This is a genomic window from Xylophilus sp. Leaf220 (assembly GCF_001421705.1).
Taxonomy (GTDB): Bacteria; Pseudomonadota; Gammaproteobacteria; order Burkholderiales; family Burkholderiaceae_C; genus Xylophilus.
Map to the genome: position 1 here is coordinate 23,454 of NZ_LMKO01000012.1, position 19,548 is coordinate 43,001.

The window sequence follows — 19,548 nt, forward strand, 5'->3', positions numbered from 1 at the left end:
TGCCCGGACCTCACTCCAATGGTTTCACCACCTTGGTGATGGAGACCGACACCGGGTCGCTCGCCGGAAAGGATTCCTCGACACCATTGTCGATCGATGTCTCCTGCACCTTGTGGTGTTCCGTCGCCGCTTGCGTGGGCGCGACGCCGTCTTTTTTCATCTGCTCCATCTGCGCGGAGGTGGGGAAAGGCGAAGAGGATGGGGTTTGTTGGGTCATTGTTTTCTCCATGGAACGGGACCGGATGTATCGCGGCTCGCGAAGCGTGCGCGCCGAACCGGCTCCCAGTTCACAGTGGCCGTATCGCCCCCGCACCGGCTGTAGGCCGAGGGCCTGTATTCGGGGTAGGCCAAGACCCTGGCGTCCGCGGTCCTGACGTCAAGCCACCAGGAGGGAATCCAGCAACCGCGCCACGTGCCACGCATCCCGGCCGGCACCATCGGCGATCTGGTGGCGGCAGCTGGTGCCGTCCGCCACCACGATCGCGTCCGGGTGCTGGCGTATCTTCGGCAGCAGGCTCGCTTCGGCCATCTGCATCGACACTTCCAGGTGCTTGGCCTCGTAGCCGAAACTGCCGGCCATTCCGCAGCAGCTGCTCTCGATCAACTCGGGCTGGGCGCCCGGGATGAGCCGCAGCACGTCGAGGATCGGCGCCACCGCGCCGAAGGCTTTCTGGTGGCAGTGGCCGTGCAGCAGGATCGGCTTGCCCGCGGCGCGCAGGCCCACGGCGAAGCGGCCGGCCTTCGCCTCGCGGGCGACGAACTCCTCGAACAGCAGCGCCTGCCCGGCGACGGTGACCGCCTTCTCGCCCAGGCCCATCACCAGCGCCTCGTCGCGCAGGGTCAGCAGGCACGACGGCTCCAGGCCCACGATCGGCACGCCGGCCTGCGCCAGCGGCAGCAGGGCATCGACGAGGGCGCCGGCGGTGGCCTTGGCCTGCGCGACCATGCCGGTCGCCAGGTAGGTGCGGCCGCAGCAGTGGTGGCCGCCGTCCTTCTCGATGGTGTGCAGCCGGTAGCCGGCGGCGGCCAGCACCCGGGCCGCGGCCCAGGCGTTTTCGGATTCGAAGCTGCCGTTGAAGGTGTCGACGAACAGCACCGCCGTCTTCTGGCCGGCCCGCGCGGCGGCAAGCGTGCTCTCGCGGTCGGAGAACAGCGCACCGCGGGCGCCTGCGGCATCGCCGCCGCGCCAGAAGGTGTCCCGCCGCCAGGTGGGCAGCGAGCGCCGGGCCGAGAAGCCCAGCAGGCGCTCGCCCAGCCAGGCGGCGCCGGGCAGGGTGTTGCGCAGGTTCAGCAGCCACGGCAGGCGGCTGGCCGCGCGGGCGTAGCGGGGCAGGTGGGCGACGATCCGGTCTTTCAGCGTGTGGCCGTGCCGTGCCTTGTAGTGGGCCAGGAACTCGATCTTCATCCGCGCCATGTCGACGCCGGTGGGGCAGTCGCGCTTGCAGCCCTTGCAGCCGACGCACAGGTCCATCGTCTCGTGCATCGCCTCGCCGGTGAAGGCGTCGGGGCCCAGCTGGCCGGATACCGCCAGCCGCAGCGTGTTGGCCCGGCCACGGGTCAGGTGCTGCTCGTCGCGGGTGACGCGGTAGCTGGGGCACATGGTGCCGGCGTCGAACTTGCGGCAGTGGCCGTTGTTGTTGCACATCTCCACCGCCTTGGCGAAGCCGCCGGTCACGTCGCCGCCGGTGCCGGGGGCGGTCGTCGCTTCGGTCACCGGGTCGGCGTCGACGTTCCAGGCCGACCAGTCGAGCACCGGCGTGAGCGGGATGCGGCGGTAGGGCGCGGATGCGGTGGCCGGCGCGAAGCGGAACAGCGCGCCGTCGTCCATCCGGGGCGGATCGATGATCTTGCCGGGGTTGAAGAGACCGATCGGATCGAGGTGCTGCTTGATCGCGCGGAAGGCGTCGTTGAGTTTGGGGCCGAACTGCCATTCGATCCACTCGCCGCGGCACAGGCCGTCGCCGTGCTCGCCGCTGTAGGCACCCTTGTACCGGCGCACCAGGGCCGAGGCCTCTTCGGCGATGGCGCGCATCTTGGCGGCGCCGTCCTGGCGCATGTCGAGGATCGGCCGCACATGCAGGGTGCCGACCGAGGCGTGGGCGTACCAGGTGCCACGGCTGCCGTGGCGGGCGAAGACTTCGGTGAGCGCGTCGGTGTACTCGGCCAGGTGCTCCAGCGGCACCGCGCAGTCCTCGATGAAGCTCACCGGCTTGCCGTCGCCCTTCAGGCTCATCATGATGTTGAGGCCCGCCTTGCGCACCTCCCACAGGTTCTTCTGCGGCGCGTCGTCGGCCATCTCGACCACGCTGCCGGGCAGGCCCAGGTCGCCCATCAACTCGACCAGCTGGCGCAACTGCGCCCGCAGCGCGGCCTTGTCGGCCCCGGCGAACTCGACCAGCAGGATGGCGGCGGGCCGGCCGATCAGCGCCGTCTCGATCGTCGGGCGGAACGCCGGGTTGGCCAGGCTCAGCTCGATCATCGTGCGGTCGACCAGCTCCACCGCGCTGGGGCCGAGCTTGACGATGTGCTGCGCCGCGTCCATCCCGGCGTGGAAGGTGGGGAAGTTGACGACGCCCAGCACCTTGGCGCGCGGAAGTTCCGACAGCCGCAGCGTCAGGCTGCGGGTATAGGCCAGCGTGCCTTCGGAGCCGACCAGCAGATGCGCCAGATTGACGCTGCCGTCGGCCGTGTAGGGCTTCTCGTTCTGGTTGTGGAAGATGTCGAGGTTGTAGCCGGCCACCCGGCGCAGCACCTTGGGCCAGTGGGCCTCGATCTCCGGGCGGTGCTGCTCGGCCAGCCCGCGCACGAAGCCGGCGATCTCGGCCGCACGGCCGTGCAGCCCGGACACCGGCCCGAAATCCAGCGCCTGCCCGTCCGACAGCCAGGCGCTCGCGCCCAGCACGTTGTGCACCATGTTGCCGTAGGCGATAGAGCGCGACCCGCAGGAGTTGTTGCCCGCCATGCCGCCCAGCGTGGCCTGCGCGCTGGTGGACACGTCCACCGGAAACCACAGGCCGTGCGGCTTGAGTTGCGCATTCAGGTGGTCCAGCACCAGGCCGGGCTCCACGGTCGCGGTGCCGGCCTGCGCATCGACCGCCAGCACGCTGCGGAAGTGCTTGCTGTTGTCGATCACCAGCGCCGCGCCGGTGGTCTGGCCGCACTGGCTGGTACCGCCGCCGCGGGCCAGCACCGGCACCTGCAGGCTGCGGGCGATGCCGATCGCGGTGGCGATGTCCCGCTCAGACGTCGGCACGAAGACGCCCGCCGGCATGATCTGGTAGATCGACGCGTCGGTGGCGTAGCGGCCACGCGCGCCGATGTCGAACAGCACCTCGCCCTCGGTCTCCGACCGCAGCCGGCGGGCCAGCGCGTCGAGCGTGTCGGTATCGGGCAGCACGGTACCGGCGGGGCGCAGGCGGTGGGGGGCGTCGATCTGCATGGGGTGTTCTCTTCGTCGTGGGGTTGCGAGGCGGTCCGGGCGGTGCGTCGTCAGCCTTCTTGGGCCGGCGCCTGGAAGCGGCCCTGCCGCATCAGGTCGAGCACCGTGTCGCGCTTGGAGTGCAGGTGCGCCACCATCAGGGTGCGCATGCCGGCGGCGTCGCGGGCGGCCAGGGCCTCGACCATCTGGCCGTGCTCGGCCACGGCGCGCTGCCACTTGGCCTCGTTGTGATTGGTGTGGAAGCGCATCGGATGGGCGCGTGCGTTCACGCTGCGGTAGGTGACGCCCAGCACCGGGTTGCGCGCCGCCGCGTTGATGGCGGTGTGGATGCGGGCATTGAGCTGGTAGTAGCCCGGCAACTGGCGCCGGGCGAAGCAGGCCAGCATCTCGTAGTGCAGGGCGCGGATCTCGGCGACCTCGGCATCGGTGATGCGCTGCGCCGCCAGCTCGCCCGAGAGGCCTTCGAGCGTCGCCAGCACCTCGAAGGTGCTGACCACGTCCGCTTCGGTGAGCCGCGCCGCCACCGCGCCCCGGTTGGGCACCAGGTCGACCAGCCCTTCGGCCGCGAGCAGCTTGATGGCCTCCCGCAGCGGCGTGCGGGAGACGCAGAACCGGGCGCACAGCTCCCGCTCGTTGAGCTTGGCCCCGGGCGCGATCTGGCCTTCCACCAGCATGCTGCGGACCCGCGCCGCGACCTGGTCGTGCAGCGACTGGCGGGGAATCTCGATGATGTCGGCCATGGTCTGGAAAGCCTCGCAATCAATTTGAATGCATTTTTTACGAGGCGATAGGCTGGCGCATCGTGGTAAACCAGCATGCGCTTTTGTTTTTTGAATGCAAAATTGCCGCACTCGAAAGGAACCGCCACCATGCTCGCACTCGACTTCCACCCCACCGGCCGCCATTTCCTGCAGATCCCCGGCCCCAGCCCGGTGCCCGACCGCATCCTGCGTGCGATGAGCCTGCCGACCATCGACCACCGCGGCCCCGAGTTCGGCGCGCTGGGCCGCAAGGTGCTGGGCGGCATCCGCGAGATCTTCAAGACGCAGCACCCGGTGGTGATCTACCCCGCATCGGGCACCGGCGCCTGGGAGGCGGCGCTGGCCAACACCCTGAGCCCGGGCGACAAGGTGCTGATGTACGAGACCGGGCACTTCGCATCGCTCTGGAACAAGATGGCGCTGCGCCTGGGCGTCGAGCCCGAGTTCCTGGCCTACGCGGGCACCGACGACGTGCTGCCGCAGGCCGCCAGCTGGCGCCGGGGGGTGCAGCCCGACATGCTGGAAGACCGGCTGCGCAAGGACACCGAGCGCAAGATCAAGGCGGTCTGCGTGGTGCACAACGAAACCTCGACCGGCGCCACCTCCGACATCGCCGCGGTGCGCCGGGCGATCGACGCGGCCGGCCATCCGGCGCTCTTGATGGTCGATTCGATCTCGGGCCTGGCCAGCGCCGATTTCCGGCACGACGAATGGGGTGTGGACGTGACGGTCAGCGGTTCGCAGAAGGGCCTGATGCTCCCGCCGGGCATCAGCTTCAACGCGCTGTCGCCCCGGGCGCTGGAGGCGTCGAAGACCGCCCGTCTGCCGCGCGCCTTCTGGGCCTGGGACGAGATCGTCGAGATGAACAACGACGGTTACTGGCCCTACACGCCCAATACCAACCTGCTCTACGGCCTGTCGGAAGCACTCGACATGCTGCTGGGCGAGGGCCTCGACAACGTCTTCGCCCGCCACCAGCGCTGGGCCGCCGGCGTGCGCGCCGCGGTGAACGCCTGGGGCCTGCCGATCCAGTGCGCCGACCCGGCCGTCTACTCGCCGGTGCTGACCGGCGTGATCACGCCCGAAGGCGTCGACGCCGATGCGCTGCGCAAGCTGATCCACCAGCGCTTCGACCTCTCGCTGGGGACCGGCCTCGGCAAGCTCAAGGGCCGCATGTTCCGCATGGGCCACCTGGGCGACAGCAACGACCTGACGCTGGTGGCGATGGTGGCGGGCGTCGAGATGGGGCTGCAACTGACCGGCGTGCCCCTGGCGGGCAGCGGGGTGCAGGCCGCGATGGCGCATTTCGCGGCGCACCCTGCGGCGCAGGCGCTGCGCACGGTCTGATCCGCGCCGTCCTGCCCGGCGCAGTCGGAAGGCCTGGGCCGCACCTGGACGCTCTATGCTATCGAATCAATAGCTGGATGCCGGCGTACGGCGCCGGCTGCAGGCCTGTTTCATCCGAGTTCCGCTAGGGGAAGCATGGTGACGGACCGGGGTTAGCCGAGGGCCGCACGCCGCCTCCCCGCATCCCCTACCGGTCGACCCGGTCAATGCTTGTGGCCGGCACCGTGCACATGGTCGCCGTGGCCGGCCGAAGCCGCCGGTGCGGCACGCGCGTTCAGCGGTCGAACGGCGGCCTGCACCTCGACCGACTGGCGCTTGCCGTCGGCGCCTTCCACCACCAGGGTCAGCGGCACCGTGTCGCCGGCCTTCACCTGCTGCTTGAGGTCGAGCAGCATCATGTGGAAGCCGCCGGGCGTCAGCGCCACCGGCTTGCCGGCGGGCAGCGCCACGCTGTCGACCTGGCGCATCTTCATCACGTCCTTTTCCATCGCCATTTCGTGCACCTCGACCGAGGGGGTGAGGGAAGAGCGCGCCTCCACCAGCCGGGCATCGGTGGGCGAGGTGATGGTCATGAAGGCGCCGGTCGATTTCTGCTGCGGCACCGTGGCCCGTACCCACGGGTCGGTCACCTGGATCTGCGCCTGGGCGGCGGCCGTGCCGGCGACGAGGGAAAGCGCGAGGGCGAGGGTGGTGGGGAAGGATCGCATGGGAAGTCCTGTGTTCTGGGAGGGGGGCCGTACCGGTTACCCGGCAGCGGGCCGAGGGCACCTGCGCGCGAGGCGCAGGCGTGTCGCCGTGCGACGGGCGCCGGGAGCCGGCGCACCGGGCCAGGCCGGGCGGAAACCGCGTCCGGATTATCCCTCCGGCCCCGGCGCGGCCCGGGGAAGACCCTGCCCGCCTGGGGCACCCGGCAGCGGGCCGGCCGGGCTGCGACACAATTCCCCGATGCATCCATCGACCACCTTGTTCCTGCACCACTGTGCTGCGCCCGCCGGCTGCGGCCACCTCCTTTCGCTGCCTGTGGAGCGGCGGCCATGAGCGCCCCGGCCATCCGGTTCGACGACGGCGCGGCCGAGGATGTCGACTGCGTGGTCGCCGGCGCCGGCGTCGTCGGCCTGGCGGTGGCCCGGGCCCTGGCGCTGCAGGGCCGCGAGGTGCTGGTGCTGGAGGCGGCGGACGCCATCGGCACCGGCACCAGCTCCCGCAACAGCGAGGTGATCCACGCCGGCATCTACTATCCGCAGGGCTCCCTGAAGGCGCGGCTCTGTGTGCAGGGCAAGCAGCAGCTCTACCGCTACTGCGACGAGCGGGGCATCGGACATCGCCGCTGCGGCAAGCTGATCGTCGCCACCAGCGCGGCCCAACTGCCGCAGCTGGAAGCCATCCGCCAGCAGGCCGCCCGCAACGGGGTCGACGACCTGGTGCTGCTGGATGCCGCCGCGGCCCGGGCGCTGGAACCGCAACTCCAATGCGCCGGCGCGCTGCTGTCGCCCTCGACCGGCATCGTCGACAGCCACGCCTACATGCTCGCCCTGCAGGGCGACCTGGAGCATGCCGGCGGAACCGTGGCACTCAATTCGCCCCTGGCCGGCGCTGCATACCGGCATGGCGCTATCTATTTGGTAGCAAACGACGGACTGACGCTGCGGGCACGCAGCTTCGTCAACGCCACCGGCCTGACCGCACCGCACCTGGCGCAGGCGATGGGTGGCTACGACGCCGCCTTGGCGCCGCAGGCCTACTACGCCAAGGGCCACTACTTCTCTCTGGCGGGCCGCGCCCCGTTTGACCGCCTGGTCTACCCGGTGCCCGAGGCCGCCGGCCTGGGCGTGCACCTGACGCTGGACCTGGGCGGCCAAGCCCGCTTCGGCCCCGACGTGGAATGGGTCGATTCGCCCACCGACCTGGCGGTGGACGCGCGCCGCAGCGAAGCCTTCTACGCCGAGATCCGCCGCTACTGGCCCGCTTTGCAGGACGGCGCGCTGCAGCCGGCCTACGCCGGCATCCGGCCCAAGATCACCCTGCCTGGCGCACCCGCGGCCGATTTCGTCGTGCAAGGCCCGGCTGAGCATGGCGTGCCAGGCCTGGTGCACCTGTTCGGCATCGAATCGCCCGGTCTGACGAGTGCGCTGGCGCTGGGGGCCGAGGTGGTGCGGGTTCTTGCCTAGCGGCCGGGCAGGACGGCCGGCCGCCACAGTTCAGGTGCGTCGCGGCAGCCGCGCCAACGCCTGCGCCGCTTCGCGCACCAGCACCGGCCCGCGGTAGATCAGCCCCGTGTAGATCTGCACCACGTCCGCTCCCGCGGCGATCTTGTCGACCGCGTCCTGGGCCGAGAGGATGCCGCCCACGCCGATGATGGGGAAGCCGCTGCCGAGGCGGGCGCGGAGCTGGGCGATCACCCGGTTGCTGGCCGCGCGCACCGGGGCGCCGCTCAGGCCGCCCGCTTCGGCGCCGTGCGGCAGGGTGGCGACGGCGTCGCGGGCGATGGTGGTGTTGGTGGCCACCACGCCGTCGAGGCCGTGGCGCTGCAGCGTCGAGGCGATCGCCTCGACCTGGGTCTCGTCCAGGTCGGGCGCGATCTTCACGAAGACCGGCACCTTGCGGCCGTGCCGGGTGGCGAGCAGCGCGGCGCGCTCCACCACGGCGGACAGCAGCTGGTCGAGCGCATCGTCCGACTGCAGTGCGCGCAGGTTCTTGGTGTTGGGCGAGCTGATGTTGACGACGACGTAGTCGGCGTGCGGGTAGACGCCGTCCAGGCACGCCAGGTAGTCGTCTGCGGCGCGCTCGATCGGGGTGTCGGCGTTCTTGCCGATGTTCAGGCCCAGCAGCAGGCTGCCGCGGCCGGCCGGGCTGCGCAGCCGGGAGCGCTGCACGTTGGCCAGGAAGGCATCGAGGCCCAGGTTGTTGAACCCGAGCCGGTTGATCAGCGCGTCGGCCGCGGGCAGGCGGAACATCCGCGGCCGGGGGTTGCCCGGCTGGCCGCGCGGCGTGACGGTGCCCACTTCGACGAAGCCGAAGCCCATCGCGCCCAGCGCGTCGATGCAGCGCGCGTTCTTGTCCAGGCCGGCGGCCAGGCCGACACGGTTGGGAAACGACAGGCCGGCAAGCTGCACCGGGTCCTGCACCCGCGGCTGCTGCCACAGGGCATGCAGCGGGGTGTTCTGGCCGCGGGCGAGCCAGTCCATCGTGAAATCGTGGACGGATTCGGGATCCGCGCAAAAGAGGAAAGGGCGGGCGAGGGCGTAGGGGAGCAGCATTGGATAATTCCGGGTCAACCCCCGGATTTTCGCCCATGACTACCGCCGCTTCTTCTTCCTCTACCCCGTCTCTCTCCCAGGACCAGCTCAAGGCGCTGGTCGGCCGCGCGGCGCTCGACTACGTCGTGCCCGGCCAGGTGGTGGGGGTAGGCACCGGATCGACTGTCAACCATTTCATCGACGCGCTGGCCACGATGAAGGACCGCATCCCCGGCGCGGTCTCCAGCTCGGTCGCCAGCACTGCGCGGCTGAAGGCGCTGGGCATCCCGGTGCTGGAGGCCGAGGCGGTGGAATCGCTGGCGGTGTACATCGACGGCGCCGACGAGATCGACGGCCGCGGGTTCATGGTCAAGGGCGGTGGCGCCGCGCTGACCCGCGAGAAGATCGTGGCCGCGTTGGCGGCGCGCTTCGTCTGCATCGCCGACGCGTCGAAGAAGGTGCAGCTGCTGGGCGCGTTTCCGCTGCCGGTGGAGATCATCCCGATGGCGGCGCAGCGGCTGGTGCGCCAGTTCGCGGCCCTCGGGGGCACCGCGTCGCTGCGGCTGAAGGACGGCGCGCCGCTGGTGACCGACAACGGCCAGCACATCCTCGACGTGCGCGGCCTGCAGATCGCCGAGCCGCTGGCCTTCGAGGACCGGGTGAGCCAGTGGCCGGGCGTGGTGACGGTCGGCGTGTTCGCGCACCAGAAGGCCGATGTGTGCCTGCTGGGCACGCCGGGCGGCGTCGAGACGCTGACCTACTGAGCGCTTCGTGCCCGTCCGCAGCGGCTGCGAGGGCCCAAGGATCCGCTCAGAACCGGATACCGGCGGGGTTCGACGGGCTGGGCGCCGGGGCGGCCACCGCCGGTGCCGGCGGCGGCGCCGGAGCGCGCGGAGCCGGAGCGGCCTGCTCGGCCTGGGCCGGCACGGCGCGCGGGGCCAACGCGGTCGGCACCGGCGGGTTGTAGTTGGCCGGCAATTGCGACTGCTTGGGATAGCCTGCGGCGTCGAGGTAGCGGGTCCAATCCATTTCGGCGAAACCCCGGATCTGCTGGGCGCCGAGGGTGGCGAAGGGCAGGTTGTTGTCGCCGCTGAGCCGGCCGAGCGCCTCGACGTCTTCCGACGTGTTCACCGTGCGCTCGGCGAACGGCACGCCCCGTGCGCGGAGCAGGCTGCGCGCGGCGGTGCAGGGCTCGCAGTTGCTGCCAGTGTAGAGCGTCAGCGGGTACTTCTGCACCACGACGCGCAACTCGTACGGAAGGGCCGAGGCGGTGAGCACCGGGTTGACCTCGGTCGCGACCGGTGCCGCTGACCTGGCGCCTTCGACCGCCTGCGGCCGGTCGGAGTAGGTCACCCGGCCATCGGGCCCGACGATGCGGTAGAGGGTTTGCGCCTGTGCGCTGGCGGCCAGGGCCACCAGCAGGATGGCAAGGCAACGGGGCGTCGCGGACATGGATTCTCCTGGGCAGTCGATGCAAAAAACCGCATGGTAGGCGATGGGCGCGTTCGGCCGCTTCCGTTCGTCCGGGGTACCGGGGTGGGTCGAAGCGCACGATGCCGGGCGCCCTCTCCTTGGAGCAGAAAACTCCCGGTAGCGCGGCCGAAACCGCGCACCAGGCCCCGCCGCCTTGCCGTCAGGCCGCCATGCCCTGGTGGCGCAGCAGCGCGTCGATCGTCGGCTCGCGGCCGCGGAAAGCCTTGAAGGATTCCATCGCCGGGCGGCTGCCGCCGGCTTCCAGGATGGCCTCGCGGTAGCGGCGGCCGGTCTCGGGGTTCGGCAGGCCGTCGGGCGTGGCGGTTTCCTCAAAGGCGGCATATGCGTCGGCAGACAGCACCTCGGCCCATTTGTAGCTGTAGTAGCCCGCCGCATAGCCGCCGGCGAAGATGTGGCTGAAGGTGTTGACCGGGCGGCTGAAGGCCGGGGCGGGCAGCACCGCCACCTCGGCGCGCACCTGCTGCAGCAGCGGCATCACGTCCTGCGAAGGGTCGTGCTGGGCATGCAGCAACATATCGAACAGCGCGAACTCGACCTGCCGCAGCGTGGCGAGTCCGCTCTGGAAGTTCTTGGCGCGCAGCATCTTGTCGAACAGCGCGCGCGGCAGTGGTTCGCCGGTGTCGACATGCGCCGTCATGTGGCGCAGCACGTCCCACTCCCAGCAGAAGTTCTCCATGAACTGGCTGGGGAGTTCCACCGCGTCCCACTCCACGCCGCTGATGCCCGAGACGTCGCGCTCGTTCACCTGGGTCAGCATGTGGTGCAGGCCGTGGCCGAACTCGTGGAAGAGGGTGGTCACGTCGTCATGGGTCAGCAGGGGCGGCTTGCCGCCGGTACCGCTTGAGAAGTTGCAGACCAGGTGCGCCACCGGCGTCTGCAGCCGGCCGGTGTCGGGCCGCAGCCAGCGGGCGCGCACGTCGTCCATCCAGGCGCCGCCGCGCTTGCCGGCGCGGGCCGACGGGTCGAGGTAGAACTGGCCGACGAGGGTCGGCGCGCCGCCGGCGACGCCCGCACGCTCGATCCGGTAGAACTCGACCGAGGGGTGCCACACCGGCGCATCGTCGCGGCGGATCGACACGTCGAACAGTGTCTCGACGATCTTGAACAGGCCGGCCAGCACCTTGGGCGCCGGCAGGTACTGCTTGACCTCCTGCTCGCTGAAGGAATAGCGCTGCTCCTTGAGCTTCTCGCCGATGTAGGCCCAGTCCCAGGGCTGCGGATCGGCAATGCCCAGATGCTCGGCGGCGAAGGCGCGCAGGTCATCCACGTCCTGCAGGGCGTAGGGTCGGGCCTTGGCAGCCAGGTCGCGCAGGAAGGCGACCACCTGGGCCGGCGAATCGGCCATCTTGGGCACCAGCGACACGTCGGCGAAGCTCGGATAGCCGAGCAGCGCCGATTCTTCCTTGCGCAGCGCCAGGATCTCGCCGATCAGGCGGCTGTTGTCGAACTTGTGGAACTCCGCGGCCGACTGGTCGCTGGCGCGGGTGGAGTAGGCGGTGTAGACGCGCTGGCGCAACGCGGCGTCGTCGGCGAACTGCATCACCGGCAGGTAGCTCGGCATCTTCAGGGTGATCTTGTAGCCTTCGCGGCCCTCGGCTTCGGCCGCGGCGCGGGCCGACTGGACCACGTCGGGCGGCACGCCGGCCAGCTCGGATTCGGTCGCGTAGTAGGCGAAGGCTTCGGTCGCGTCGAGCGCGTTCTCGCTGAACTTCTGGCTGACCTCCGCCTGGCGCTCCTGGATCTCGGCGAAGCGATCCTTGGCCGCGCCCTGCAGGTCGGCGCCCGACAGCACGAAGTTGCGCATCGCGTTGCGGTGCGCCTGCCGCTGCTCGGCGCCCAGGGTGGCGGTGTCGATCGCCTTGTACTTGGCGTACAGGCGCTCGTCGGCGCCCAGGCGGGTCCAGAACTCGGTGGTGCGCGGCAGCTCGGCGTTGTAGGCGGCGCGCAGTTCGGGGGTATCGGCCACGCTGTTGAGGTGGCTCACCGCACCCCAGGCAGTCCCGAGGCGCTCGGTGGCCACGTCGAGCACGGCGGCGATCGCATTCCACTCGGCGGGGAAGTCCGGCGCGGTGACCGTCTCCAGCGCCTTTTCTGCCTCGGCCAGCAGCTGGTCCAGCGCTGGCGCGACGTCGGCGGGACGGATGCGGTCGAAAAGGGGGAGGTCGGTGAAGTCGAGGAGGGGATTGCTCATCCCCTGGATTTTGCGGCACACCGCCCAGGTTCAAGGGGCGGCGAGCAATTGGGGCCGGCTATCTTCGCGATACCGACCGGCAATGCGGTGTACTAGGCGCCGGCCGCCCGCTCCGCCGCTTCCAGCGTGTTGACGAGCAGCATCGTGATCGTCATCGGCCCGACACCGCCGGGCACCGGCGTGATCCAGCCTGCGACCTCCGACACGCCCGCGAAATCGACGTCGCCGCAGAGCTTGCCTTCTTCGGTGCGGTTCATGCCCACGTCGATCACCACCGCGCCGGGCTTGACCATGTCGGCGGTCAGCACATTGCGCTTGCCCACGGCGGCCACCACCACGTCGGCCTGGCGGGTGAAGGCGCCCAGGTCGGGCGTGGCGCTGTGGCAAATGGTGACGGTGGAGTTCTGCGCCAGCAGCATCAGCGCCATCGGCTTGCCGACGATGTTGCTGCGGCCGATCACCACCGCATGCTTGCCGCGCAGGTCGTAGCCTATCGATTCGAGCATCTTCATGCAGCCGTAGGGCGTGCAGGGCCAGAAGCCGGGCGTGCCGGTCATCAGCGCGCCGGCGCTGGCGACGTGGAAGCCGTCGACGTCCTTTTCGGGCGAGATTGCCTCGATCACCTTCTGCGCGTCGATGTGCTTCGGCAGGGGCAGCTGCACCAGGATGCCGTGGATCGCCGGGTCGGCGTTCAGCGCTTCGACCCGGGCGAGCAGGTCGGCCTCGGACAGGTCCGCGTCGTACTTCTCCAGCACCGAGTGCAGGCCGCTGTCTTCGCAGGCCTTGACCTTGTTGCGCACGTATACCTGGCTGGCCGGGTTGTCGCCGACCAGCACCACCGCCAGGCCCGGCGTGGTGCCGCGGGCCTTCAGCGCTTCTGCGCGGCGCGCCACGTCGGCGCGGAGTTGGCGGGAGAGGGTGTTGCCGTCGATGGTCTGGGCGGTCATGGGCTGGGGCTCTTCAAATGAAAACGCCCGTTGGGCATGCCAGACGGGCGCTCGGGACGGTGAAAACGGCGTATCAGGTCTTGGGCGCGTTCTGGCCCAGGGCGATCTTCAGCAGGTCGGCGACGGTGTTGGCGTTGAGCTTTTCCATGATGTTGGCGCGGTGCGCCTCCACCGTCTTTATGCTGATGCCCAGGTCGTCGGCGATCTGCTTGTTGAGCCGGCCGGCGACGATGCGCTCGAGCACCTGCGCCTCGCGCGAGGTGAGCTTGCCGAGCAATGCGTCGCGGCTGGCGGCCTGCTGCGAGTCGGCGAAGACGCCCTTGGCATGGTCGAGCATCCGCTCCACCAAACCGACCAGTTCGTCTTCCTTGAACGGCTTCTGGATGAAGTCGAGGGCGCCCTTCTTCATGGTGTCCACCGCCATCGGGACGTCGCCGTGGCCGGTGATGAAGACGATCGGCAAGGGGGATTTGCGCTCGACCAGGCGGTCCTGCAGTTCGAGGCCGGTCATGCCGCCCATGCGGATGTCGACGATCAGGCAGGCGACCTCGCGGGGGTCGTAGCGCGAGAGAAAGGATTCGGCGGAATCGAAGCAGCGAACCCGGTAGTCCTTGCCTTCCAGCAGCCACTGGAGGGAGTCGCGCACGGCCTCGTCGTCGTCCACCACATATACCGTGCCGCGTTTAGGAATCAAGCTCATGCATTTGCCCCAGGGTCTCGTGTTGTTGCGGTCGAAAGCGCGGCGGCTTCTGCGGGTTGCGCCAGGGGAATCCAGAAAGAAAAGCGACAACCCGTAACGTCCGAACCATTGTAGATGTTCTCCGCCAGCATCCTTCCCTGGTGCGATTCGACGATGCTGCGGCAGAGGTTGAGGCCGATGCCCATCCCTTCGGCCTTGGTCGAGAAGAAGGCCTCGTAGAGCCGCTCCAGCACCTCGGGCGCCAGGCCCTGGCCCGAATCGAGCACCGCGAATTCGATCGTGTCCTGGTTCTCGATGCGCTTGGGCACCACCCGCAGTTCCACGGCGCGGCGGCCTGGCGGCCGCTGGGCCGAGTCGATCGACTCGGCTGCGTTGCGCATCAGGTTGACCAGCACCTGCTCGATCAGGATCGGGTCGACCATCAGCGCCGGCAGCCGCGCGGCCACGTAGTGCGACAGCCGCACGTTGCGCCGGCGCAGTTCAATCTCGGCCAACTCCACCGCCTCGGTCACCATCTCCTGCACATCGGAGGGCGAGCGGTTGGGCTCGCTCTTCTTCACGAAGGCGCGGATGCGCTGGATGATCTGGCCGGCGCGTTGCGCCTGGCGCGAGGTCTTCTCCAGCGCGCCGAGCAGCGCCTCTTCGGAGATGTTGCCTTCGCGGATTCGCGAGAGCATGCCGCTGCAGTAGTTGTTGATCGCGGTCAGCGGCTGGTTGAGCTCGTGCGCCACGCTCGACGCCATCTCGCCCATGGTGATCAGCCGGCTGATCGACTGGGCCCGCTCGGCCTGCTGGGCCCCTTGCTCCTCGGCCTGGCGGCGCGGGGTGATGTCGGTGGCGATCACCATCTGCGCCAGGCGGCCGTCGGTCCAGTTGAGGTAGCGCGACCGCACCTCCAGCCACTTGGAGAGTTCGGGCACGAAGATTTCGGCGTTCTCGGCCTGCGCGTCGGTGAGCGTCTCGGTCGGCAGGCCGGCCAATCCGTCGACGTCGTCGAGCGTCTGCTCCTGGTCGTTGCGCGGCACGGTGCCGGCCTGGGCCACCAGCTGCAGGTGCCCGCCGGTCTCGGAGCCGAACCACTGGCGGTAGAGCTTGTTGGCGAAGAGCAGCTCCTGGCTGCCGAGCGGCGCCACCGACACCGACGCGTCGAGCGCTTCCAGCACCACGGTGAAGCGCTCGTGCGAGGCCGAGAGCTGGCCGCGGATCCGGTTGGGCTCGGTGATGTCGGTCATCGAGGTCATCCAGCCGGTCTGCTGTCCGCGCGGATCGATCAGCGGCGAAACGTACAGCCGCGCGTCGAAGATGCCGCCGCGCTTGCGCTTGACCCGCACCTGGAAGCCGCCGGGGATGTGGTGCCCGCTCAGTTCGTCGCGCAGCCGCGCCGCCAGGATGTGGTGGTCCTCCGGCGGCCAGTAGGAGTAGGGCGGGCGCTGGCCGACCAGCTCGCTCTCGCTCCAGCCGGTCATCTGGCAGAAGGCGGCGTTGACGTAGGTGATGCGGCTGTCCATGTCGAGCGCCCGCATGCCGATCAGCATCGAGTTCTCCATGGCGCGGCGGAAGTTGGTCTCGGCCACCAGCGCTTCCTGCGCCTGCACCCGGCGCCGGGTGTGGCGCCAGGTGGCGATCAGCATCCAGGCGGTCATCGCGCTCAGGGTGCTCACCAGCCAGAAGAAGCCGCTGCCCACCACGCCCAGCGACGCGCGGTAGGCCTCGGCCTTGATTACCAGCCCGTTGCCCACCGGCGATACCGGCACCTCGTAGCTGATCGAGCGCGACGACCACGGCACCAGCCGCTTGGCGCCTTCGCGCGGCTGCAGCGCCACGCCGGCGAGCAGCCGGTTGCTGCCGTCGCGCAGCGAGACCGCATAGCGCGCCAGCACCTCGGTCGGCGCGCCGTAGCGCAGCAGTCCGTCGATCGAGTACTCGCCCAGCACCACCCCGGCGAAGTGGCCCTGGATCGTCAGTGGGATCTGCAGCTGCAGCAGGCTCGACACCGTCTCGCCGCCCGCCGGCTGCGAGTACACCGGCTGCTGCAGGTCGCGCGCCAGGCCGAAGACGCCCTCGGTCTCGCCGCCGGGCTTGAGCGTCTCGCCGACGATGCGCAACTGCGCGTCGGGCAGGCTGGGCGCCGCATGGCTCGCCTGCACCCGGCGGCGCTCGTCGATCCAGGTGAGCGCCTGCATCTCGGGGAACTGGCTGATCAGGGATTCGGCGCGGCTGGTGAACTCCTGCCGGTCCACCTCGCCGTTGGAGATGTCGCGCGCGATGCGCATCAGCTGCTCCTGCCGCTCCAGGAGGCGCAGCCGCACCCGCTGCTGGGTGTACTCCACATCGCGCCGCACCGCCTCGTGCTCGCGGTCGATCTCCTCGGCGCGCAGGTACCAGAAGGCCGAGACGATCGCCGCCAGGAACAGCACCACCGCCGCCATCGGCGCCAGCATCGCGAAGCGGTCCTGCCGGGTCGGCGACTGGCGGCGCCACCAGAGGCGCCACAGGGCGACGATGCGGGAAACCCGTCCGACGGGCAGTCGGGAAGCGCTGAGATAGGGCATGCCGCAAGTGTAGGCGGCCCCTCGACAGCCCATGTGCGGTCGCAGCAATTTACCGCCATATGAAACGGCATGACACCATTTGAAATGCGGTCGAAATATGCGAAACTTGACCGGCTCAACCGAGCCCCGGCCCCCCCAACGGAGACACAAGCCATGTCAGCCCTACCCGACGACCAGTCCGGCGCCGCCGCGCGCGATCCCCAAGATTCCGACCGCCAGGAAACACGCGAATGGACCGATGCGCTGGCCGCCGTCATCGAGTCGGAAGGCCCCGAGCGCGCTCACTTCCTGCTGGAGCAGTTGCTGGAAACCGCGCGCCAGAACAGCATCGACATGCCGTTCTCGGCCAACACCGGCTACGTCAACACGATCGAGCCCGACCAGGAAGCCCGCACCCCCGGCAACAACGACATCGAAGAACGCCTGCGCGCCTACATGCGCTGGAACGCGATGGCGATGGTGGTCAAGGCCAACCGCCTGCACCCTGCCGACGGCGGCGACCTGGGCGGCCACATCTCTTCCTTCGCATCGCTCGCGACCATGTTCGGCGCGGGCTTCAACCACTTCTGGCACGCCGAGAGCGAAGGCCACGGCGGCGACCTGCTCTACATCCAGGGCCACAGCTCGCCCGGCATCTACGCCCGCGCCTTCATGGAAGGCCGGCTGACCGAGGAGCAACTGCTCAACTTCCGCCAGGAAGTGGCCGGCAAGGGCCTCTCGAGCTACCCGCATCCGAAGCTGATGCCCGAGTTCTGGCAGTTCCCCACGGTGTCGATGGGCCTCGGCCCGCTGATGGCGATCTACCAGGCGCGCTTCCTCAAGTACCTGCATGCCCGCGGCATCGCCGACACCGCCAACCGCAAGGTCTGGGCGTTCCTCGGTGACGGCGAGATGGACGAGGTCGAGTCCCTCGGCGCGATCGGCGTGGCCGCCCGCGAGAAGCTCGACAACCTGATCTTCGTCGTCAACTGCAACCTGCAGCGGCTCGACGGACCGGTGCGCGGCAACGGCAAGATCATCCAGGAGTTGGAAGGCGAATTCCGCGGCGCGGGCTGGAACGTCATCAAGCTGATCTGGGGCAGCTACTGGGATCCGCTGCTGGCGCGCGACAAGGACGGCGCGCTGAAGAAGATCATGATGGACACGCTCGACGGCGACTACCAGGCGATGAAGGCCAACGACGGCGCCTTCGTCCGCAAGAACTTCTTCGGCCGCGACCCGAAGACGCTCGAGATGGTCTCGCACATGAGCGACGAGGACATCTGGCGCCTGCAGCGCGGCGGCCACGATCCGCAGAAGGTCTACGCCGCCTACGACGCGGCCGTCAAGCACAAGGGCCAGCCCACCATCCTGCTGATCAAGACCGTCAAGGGCTTCGGCATGGGCAAGGCCGGCGAGGGCAAGAACACCGCCCACCAGGCCAAGAAGCTGATAGACGAGGACGTCAAGACCTTCCGCGACCGCTTCAACATCCCGATCCCGGACGACCAGCTGGCCGACATTCCGTTCTACAAGCCGGCCGACAACACGCCCGAGATGCAGTACCTGCACGCCCGCCGCAAGGCGCTCGGCGGCTACCTGCCGCACCGCCGCGTCAAGGCGGACGAGCAGATCCCGGTGCCGCCGCTCGACACCTTCAAGGCCGTGCTGGAGCCGACCGCCGAAGGCCGCGAGATCTCCACCACCCAGGCCTACGTGCGCTTCCTGACGACCCTGCTGCGCGACAAGGAGCTGGGCCCCCGCGCGGTGCCGATCCTGGTCGACGAGGCGCGCACCTTCGGCATGGAAGGCCTGTTCCGCCAGATCGGCATCTACAGCCAGGACGGGCAGAAGTACACCCCGCAGGACCGCGACCAGGTCTCCTACTACAAGGAAGACAAGGGCGGCCAGATCCTGCAGGAAGGCATCAACGAAGCCGGCGGCATGGCCAGCTGGATCGCCGCCGCCACCTCGTACAGCACCAACAACCGCATCATGGTGCCGTTCTACGTGTACTACTCGATGTTCGGCTTCCAGCGCATCGGCGACCTGGCCTGGGCGGCCGGCGACATGCAGGCGCGCGGCTTCCTGCTGGGCGGCACCTCGGGCCGCACCACGCTAAACGGCGAAGGCCTGCAGCACGAAGACGGCCACAGCCACATCCTGGCCGGCACGATCCCCAACTGCGTGAGCTACGACCCGACCTTCGCCCACGAAGTGGCGGTGATCCTGCACCATGGCCTGGTGCGGATGGTGGAGAAGCAGGAGAACATCTACTTCTACATCACCCTGCTCAACGAGAACTACGCGATGCCCGGCATCCAGCAGGGCACCGAAGAGCAGATCATCAAGGGCATGTACCTGCTGGCGCCGAGCAAGCAGGCCCAGGGCGCCAAGGTGCAGCTGCTGGGCTCCGGCACCATCCTGCGCGAAAGCCTGGCGGCGCAGGAACTGCTGGCCGCCGACTGGGGCGTCTCGGCCGACGTCTGGAGCTGCCCGAGCTTCAACGAACTGGCCCGCGACGGCCAGGACGCCGACCGCTGGAACCTGCTGCACCCGACCGATGCGCCGCGCGCCTCCTTCGTCGAGCAGCAGCTCGGCAAGAGCGAAGGCCCGGTGGTCGCCTCGACCGACTACATGAAGGCCTACGCCGAGCAGATCCGTCCGTTCGTGCCGAAGGGCCGCACCTACCGGGTGCTGGGCACCGACGGCTACGGCCGCAGCGATTTCCGCAGCGAGCTGCGCAAGCACTTCGAGATCGACCGCCACTACATCGTGGTCGCCGCGCTGAAGGCGCTGGCTGACGACGGCAAGGCCAAGCCGGCGCAGGTCGCCGAGGCGATCAAGAAGTACGGCATCGACGCCGACAAGACCAACCCGCTCTACGCATAAAGCCGGAGAC

14 protein-coding genes are annotated in these 19,548 nt (G+C 69.4%); 4 read left to right on the top strand and 10 right to left on the bottom strand.

The features are described from left to right. Positions 1–10: 10 nt before the first annotated feature. The 3 genes from ASE76_RS20530 to ASE76_RS08975 form a co-directional block, all read right to left on the bottom strand. Positions 11–217, bottom strand: a complete 207-nt coding sequence (locus ASE76_RS20530; RefSeq protein ID WP_156362613.1) for a hypothetical protein — start codon at positions 215–217, stop codon at positions 11–13. 159 nt (positions 218–376) lie between these two features. Further along, positions 377–3,439 carry an FAD-binding and (Fe-S)-binding domain-containing protein gene (locus ASE76_RS08970; protein ID WP_055837975.1) on the bottom strand — a complete coding sequence of 1,021 codons (3,063 nt, stop codon included), beginning with the start codon at positions 3,437–3,439 and terminating at the stop codon, positions 377–379. A gap of 50 nt (positions 3,440–3,489) precedes the next feature. Beyond that, positions 3,490–4,179, bottom strand: a complete 690-nt coding sequence (locus ASE76_RS08975; protein WP_055837977.1) for a GntR family transcriptional regulator — start codon at positions 4,177–4,179, stop codon at positions 3,490–3,492. A 129-nt stretch (positions 4,180–4,308) separates the two neighbouring features. Between ASE76_RS08975 and ASE76_RS08980 the strand changes: the two genes are divergently transcribed. Continuing rightward, positions 4,309–5,547, top strand: coding sequence for an alanine--glyoxylate aminotransferase family protein (locus tag ASE76_RS08980; protein ID WP_055837980.1), 1,239 nt, complete (start codon positions 4,309–4,311; stop codon positions 5,545–5,547). A 203-nt stretch (positions 5,548–5,750) separates the two neighbouring features. Here ASE76_RS08980 and ASE76_RS08985 read toward each other — a convergent pair whose 3' ends face one another. Then, positions 5,751–6,254 (bottom strand): copper chaperone PCu(A)C, encoded by a 504-nt coding sequence (locus ASE76_RS08985; RefSeq protein ID WP_055837983.1) that lies wholly within the window; start codon positions 6,252–6,254, stop codon positions 5,751–5,753. 327 nt (positions 6,255–6,581) lie between these two features. Here ASE76_RS08985 and ASE76_RS08990 point away from each other — a divergent pair, with 327 nt between their 5' ends. Then, a complete protein-coding gene (locus ASE76_RS08990) occupies positions 6,582–7,715 on the top strand; it encodes an NAD(P)/FAD-dependent oxidoreductase (RefSeq protein WP_055837986.1) in 1,134 nt (377 codons plus the stop codon). Between the two features lie 30 nt (positions 7,716–7,745). On the opposite strand, the gene ASE76_RS08995 is transcribed toward ASE76_RS08990, so the two are convergent. Next, entirely contained in the window at positions 7,746–8,804 is a 1,059-nt protein-coding gene (locus ASE76_RS08995) for a quinone-dependent dihydroorotate dehydrogenase (RefSeq protein ID WP_055837989.1), read from the bottom strand. A gap of 35 nt (positions 8,805–8,839) precedes the next feature. Between ASE76_RS08995 and rpiA the strand changes: the two genes are divergently transcribed. Continuing rightward, positions 8,840–9,547, top strand: a complete 708-nt coding sequence (gene rpiA / locus ASE76_RS09000; RefSeq protein ID WP_055837992.1) for a ribose-5-phosphate isomerase RpiA — start codon at positions 8,840–8,842, stop codon at positions 9,545–9,547. Between the two features lie 46 nt (positions 9,548–9,593). Here the strand turns inward: rpiA and ASE76_RS09005 are convergent, their stop codons facing one another. The 5 genes from ASE76_RS09005 to ASE76_RS09025 form a co-directional block, all read right to left on the bottom strand. Next, entirely contained in the window at positions 9,594–10,235 is a 642-nt protein-coding gene (locus tag ASE76_RS09005; protein WP_055837995.1) for a glutaredoxin family protein, read from the bottom strand. A gap of 181 nt (positions 10,236–10,416) precedes the next feature. Further along, positions 10,417–12,468 (bottom strand): M3 family metallopeptidase, encoded by a 2,052-nt coding sequence (locus ASE76_RS09010; RefSeq protein WP_055838000.1) that lies wholly within the window; start codon positions 12,466–12,468, stop codon positions 10,417–10,419. A 92-nt stretch (positions 12,469–12,560) separates the two neighbouring features. Beyond that, positions 12,561–13,415, bottom strand: coding sequence for a bifunctional methylenetetrahydrofolate dehydrogenase/methenyltetrahydrofolate cyclohydrolase FolD (gene folD / locus ASE76_RS09015; RefSeq protein ID WP_055838003.1), 855 nt, complete (start codon positions 13,413–13,415; stop codon positions 12,561–12,563). A gap of 73 nt (positions 13,416–13,488) precedes the next feature. Beyond that, positions 13,489–14,115, bottom strand: coding sequence for a response regulator transcription factor (locus ASE76_RS09020; RefSeq protein WP_055838006.1), 627 nt, complete (start codon positions 14,113–14,115; stop codon positions 13,489–13,491). Beyond that, positions 14,112–16,667: a PAS domain S-box protein gene (locus ASE76_RS09025; protein WP_055838009.1), complete on the bottom strand. Its 2,556-nt coding sequence runs from the start codon at positions 16,665–16,667 to the stop codon at positions 14,112–14,114. The genes ASE76_RS09020 and ASE76_RS09025 overlap by 4 nt, the downstream gene beginning before the upstream one ends. 153 nt (positions 16,668–16,820) lie before the next feature. On the opposite strand from ASE76_RS09025, the gene aceE reads away from it, so the two are divergent. After that, on the top strand, positions 16,821–19,538 hold the full coding sequence (aceE, locus tag ASE76_RS09030; RefSeq protein WP_055838012.1) for a pyruvate dehydrogenase (acetyl-transferring), homodimeric type: 2,718 nt from the start codon (positions 16,821–16,823) through the stop codon (positions 19,536–19,538). The last annotated feature ends 10 nt before the right edge of the window (positions 19,539–19,548 follow it).

Excerpts from the sequence above, each read along its gene's own strand:
- rpiA (WP_055837992.1), top strand. The coding sequence starts at position 8,840 with ATGACTACCGCCGCTTCTTCTTCCTCTACCCCGTCTCTCTCCCAGGAC.
- ASE76_RS08990 (WP_055837986.1), top strand. The coding sequence starts at position 6,582 with ATGAGCGCCCCGGCCATCCGGTTCGACGACGGCGCGGCCGAGGATGTC.
- ASE76_RS09020 (WP_055838006.1), bottom strand. The coding sequence starts at position 14,115 with ATGAGCTTGATTCCTAAACGCGGCACGGTATATGTGGTGGACGACGAC.
- ASE76_RS08975 (WP_055837977.1), bottom strand. The coding sequence starts at position 4,179 with ATGGCCGACATCATCGAGATTCCCCGCCAGTCGCTGCACGACCAGGTC.
- ASE76_RS09005 (WP_055837995.1), bottom strand. The coding sequence starts at position 10,235 with ATGTCCGCGACGCCCCGTTGCCTTGCCATCCTGCTGGTGGCCCTGGCC.
- ASE76_RS08970 (WP_055837975.1), bottom strand. The coding sequence starts at position 3,439 with ATGCAGATCGACGCCCCCCACCGCCTGCGCCCCGCCGGTACCGTGCTG.
- ASE76_RS08985 (WP_055837983.1), bottom strand. The coding sequence starts at position 6,254 with ATGCGATCCTTCCCCACCACCCTCGCCCTCGCGCTTTCCCTCGTCGCC.
- ASE76_RS08980 (WP_055837980.1), top strand. The coding sequence starts at position 4,309 with ATGCTCGCACTCGACTTCCACCCCACCGGCCGCCATTTCCTGCAGATC.
- ASE76_RS20530 (WP_156362613.1), bottom strand. The coding sequence starts at position 217 with ATGACCCAACAAACCCCATCCTCTTCGCCTTTCCCCACCTCCGCGCAG.
- ASE76_RS08995 (WP_055837989.1), bottom strand. The coding sequence starts at position 8,804 with ATGCTGCTCCCCTACGCCCTCGCCCGCCCTTTCCTCTTTTGCGCGGAT.
- folD (WP_055838003.1), bottom strand. The coding sequence starts at position 13,415 with ATGACCGCCCAGACCATCGACGGCAACACCCTCTCCCGCCAACTCCGC.
- ASE76_RS09025 (WP_055838009.1), bottom strand. The coding sequence starts at position 16,667 with ATGCCCTATCTCAGCGCTTCCCGACTGCCCGTCGGACGGGTTTCCCGC.
- ASE76_RS09010 (WP_055838000.1), bottom strand. The coding sequence starts at position 12,468 with ATGAGCAATCCCCTCCTCGACTTCACCGACCTCCCCCTTTTCGACCGC.
- aceE (WP_055838012.1), top strand. The coding sequence starts at position 16,821 with ATGTCAGCCCTACCCGACGACCAGTCCGGCGCCGCCGCGCGCGATCCC.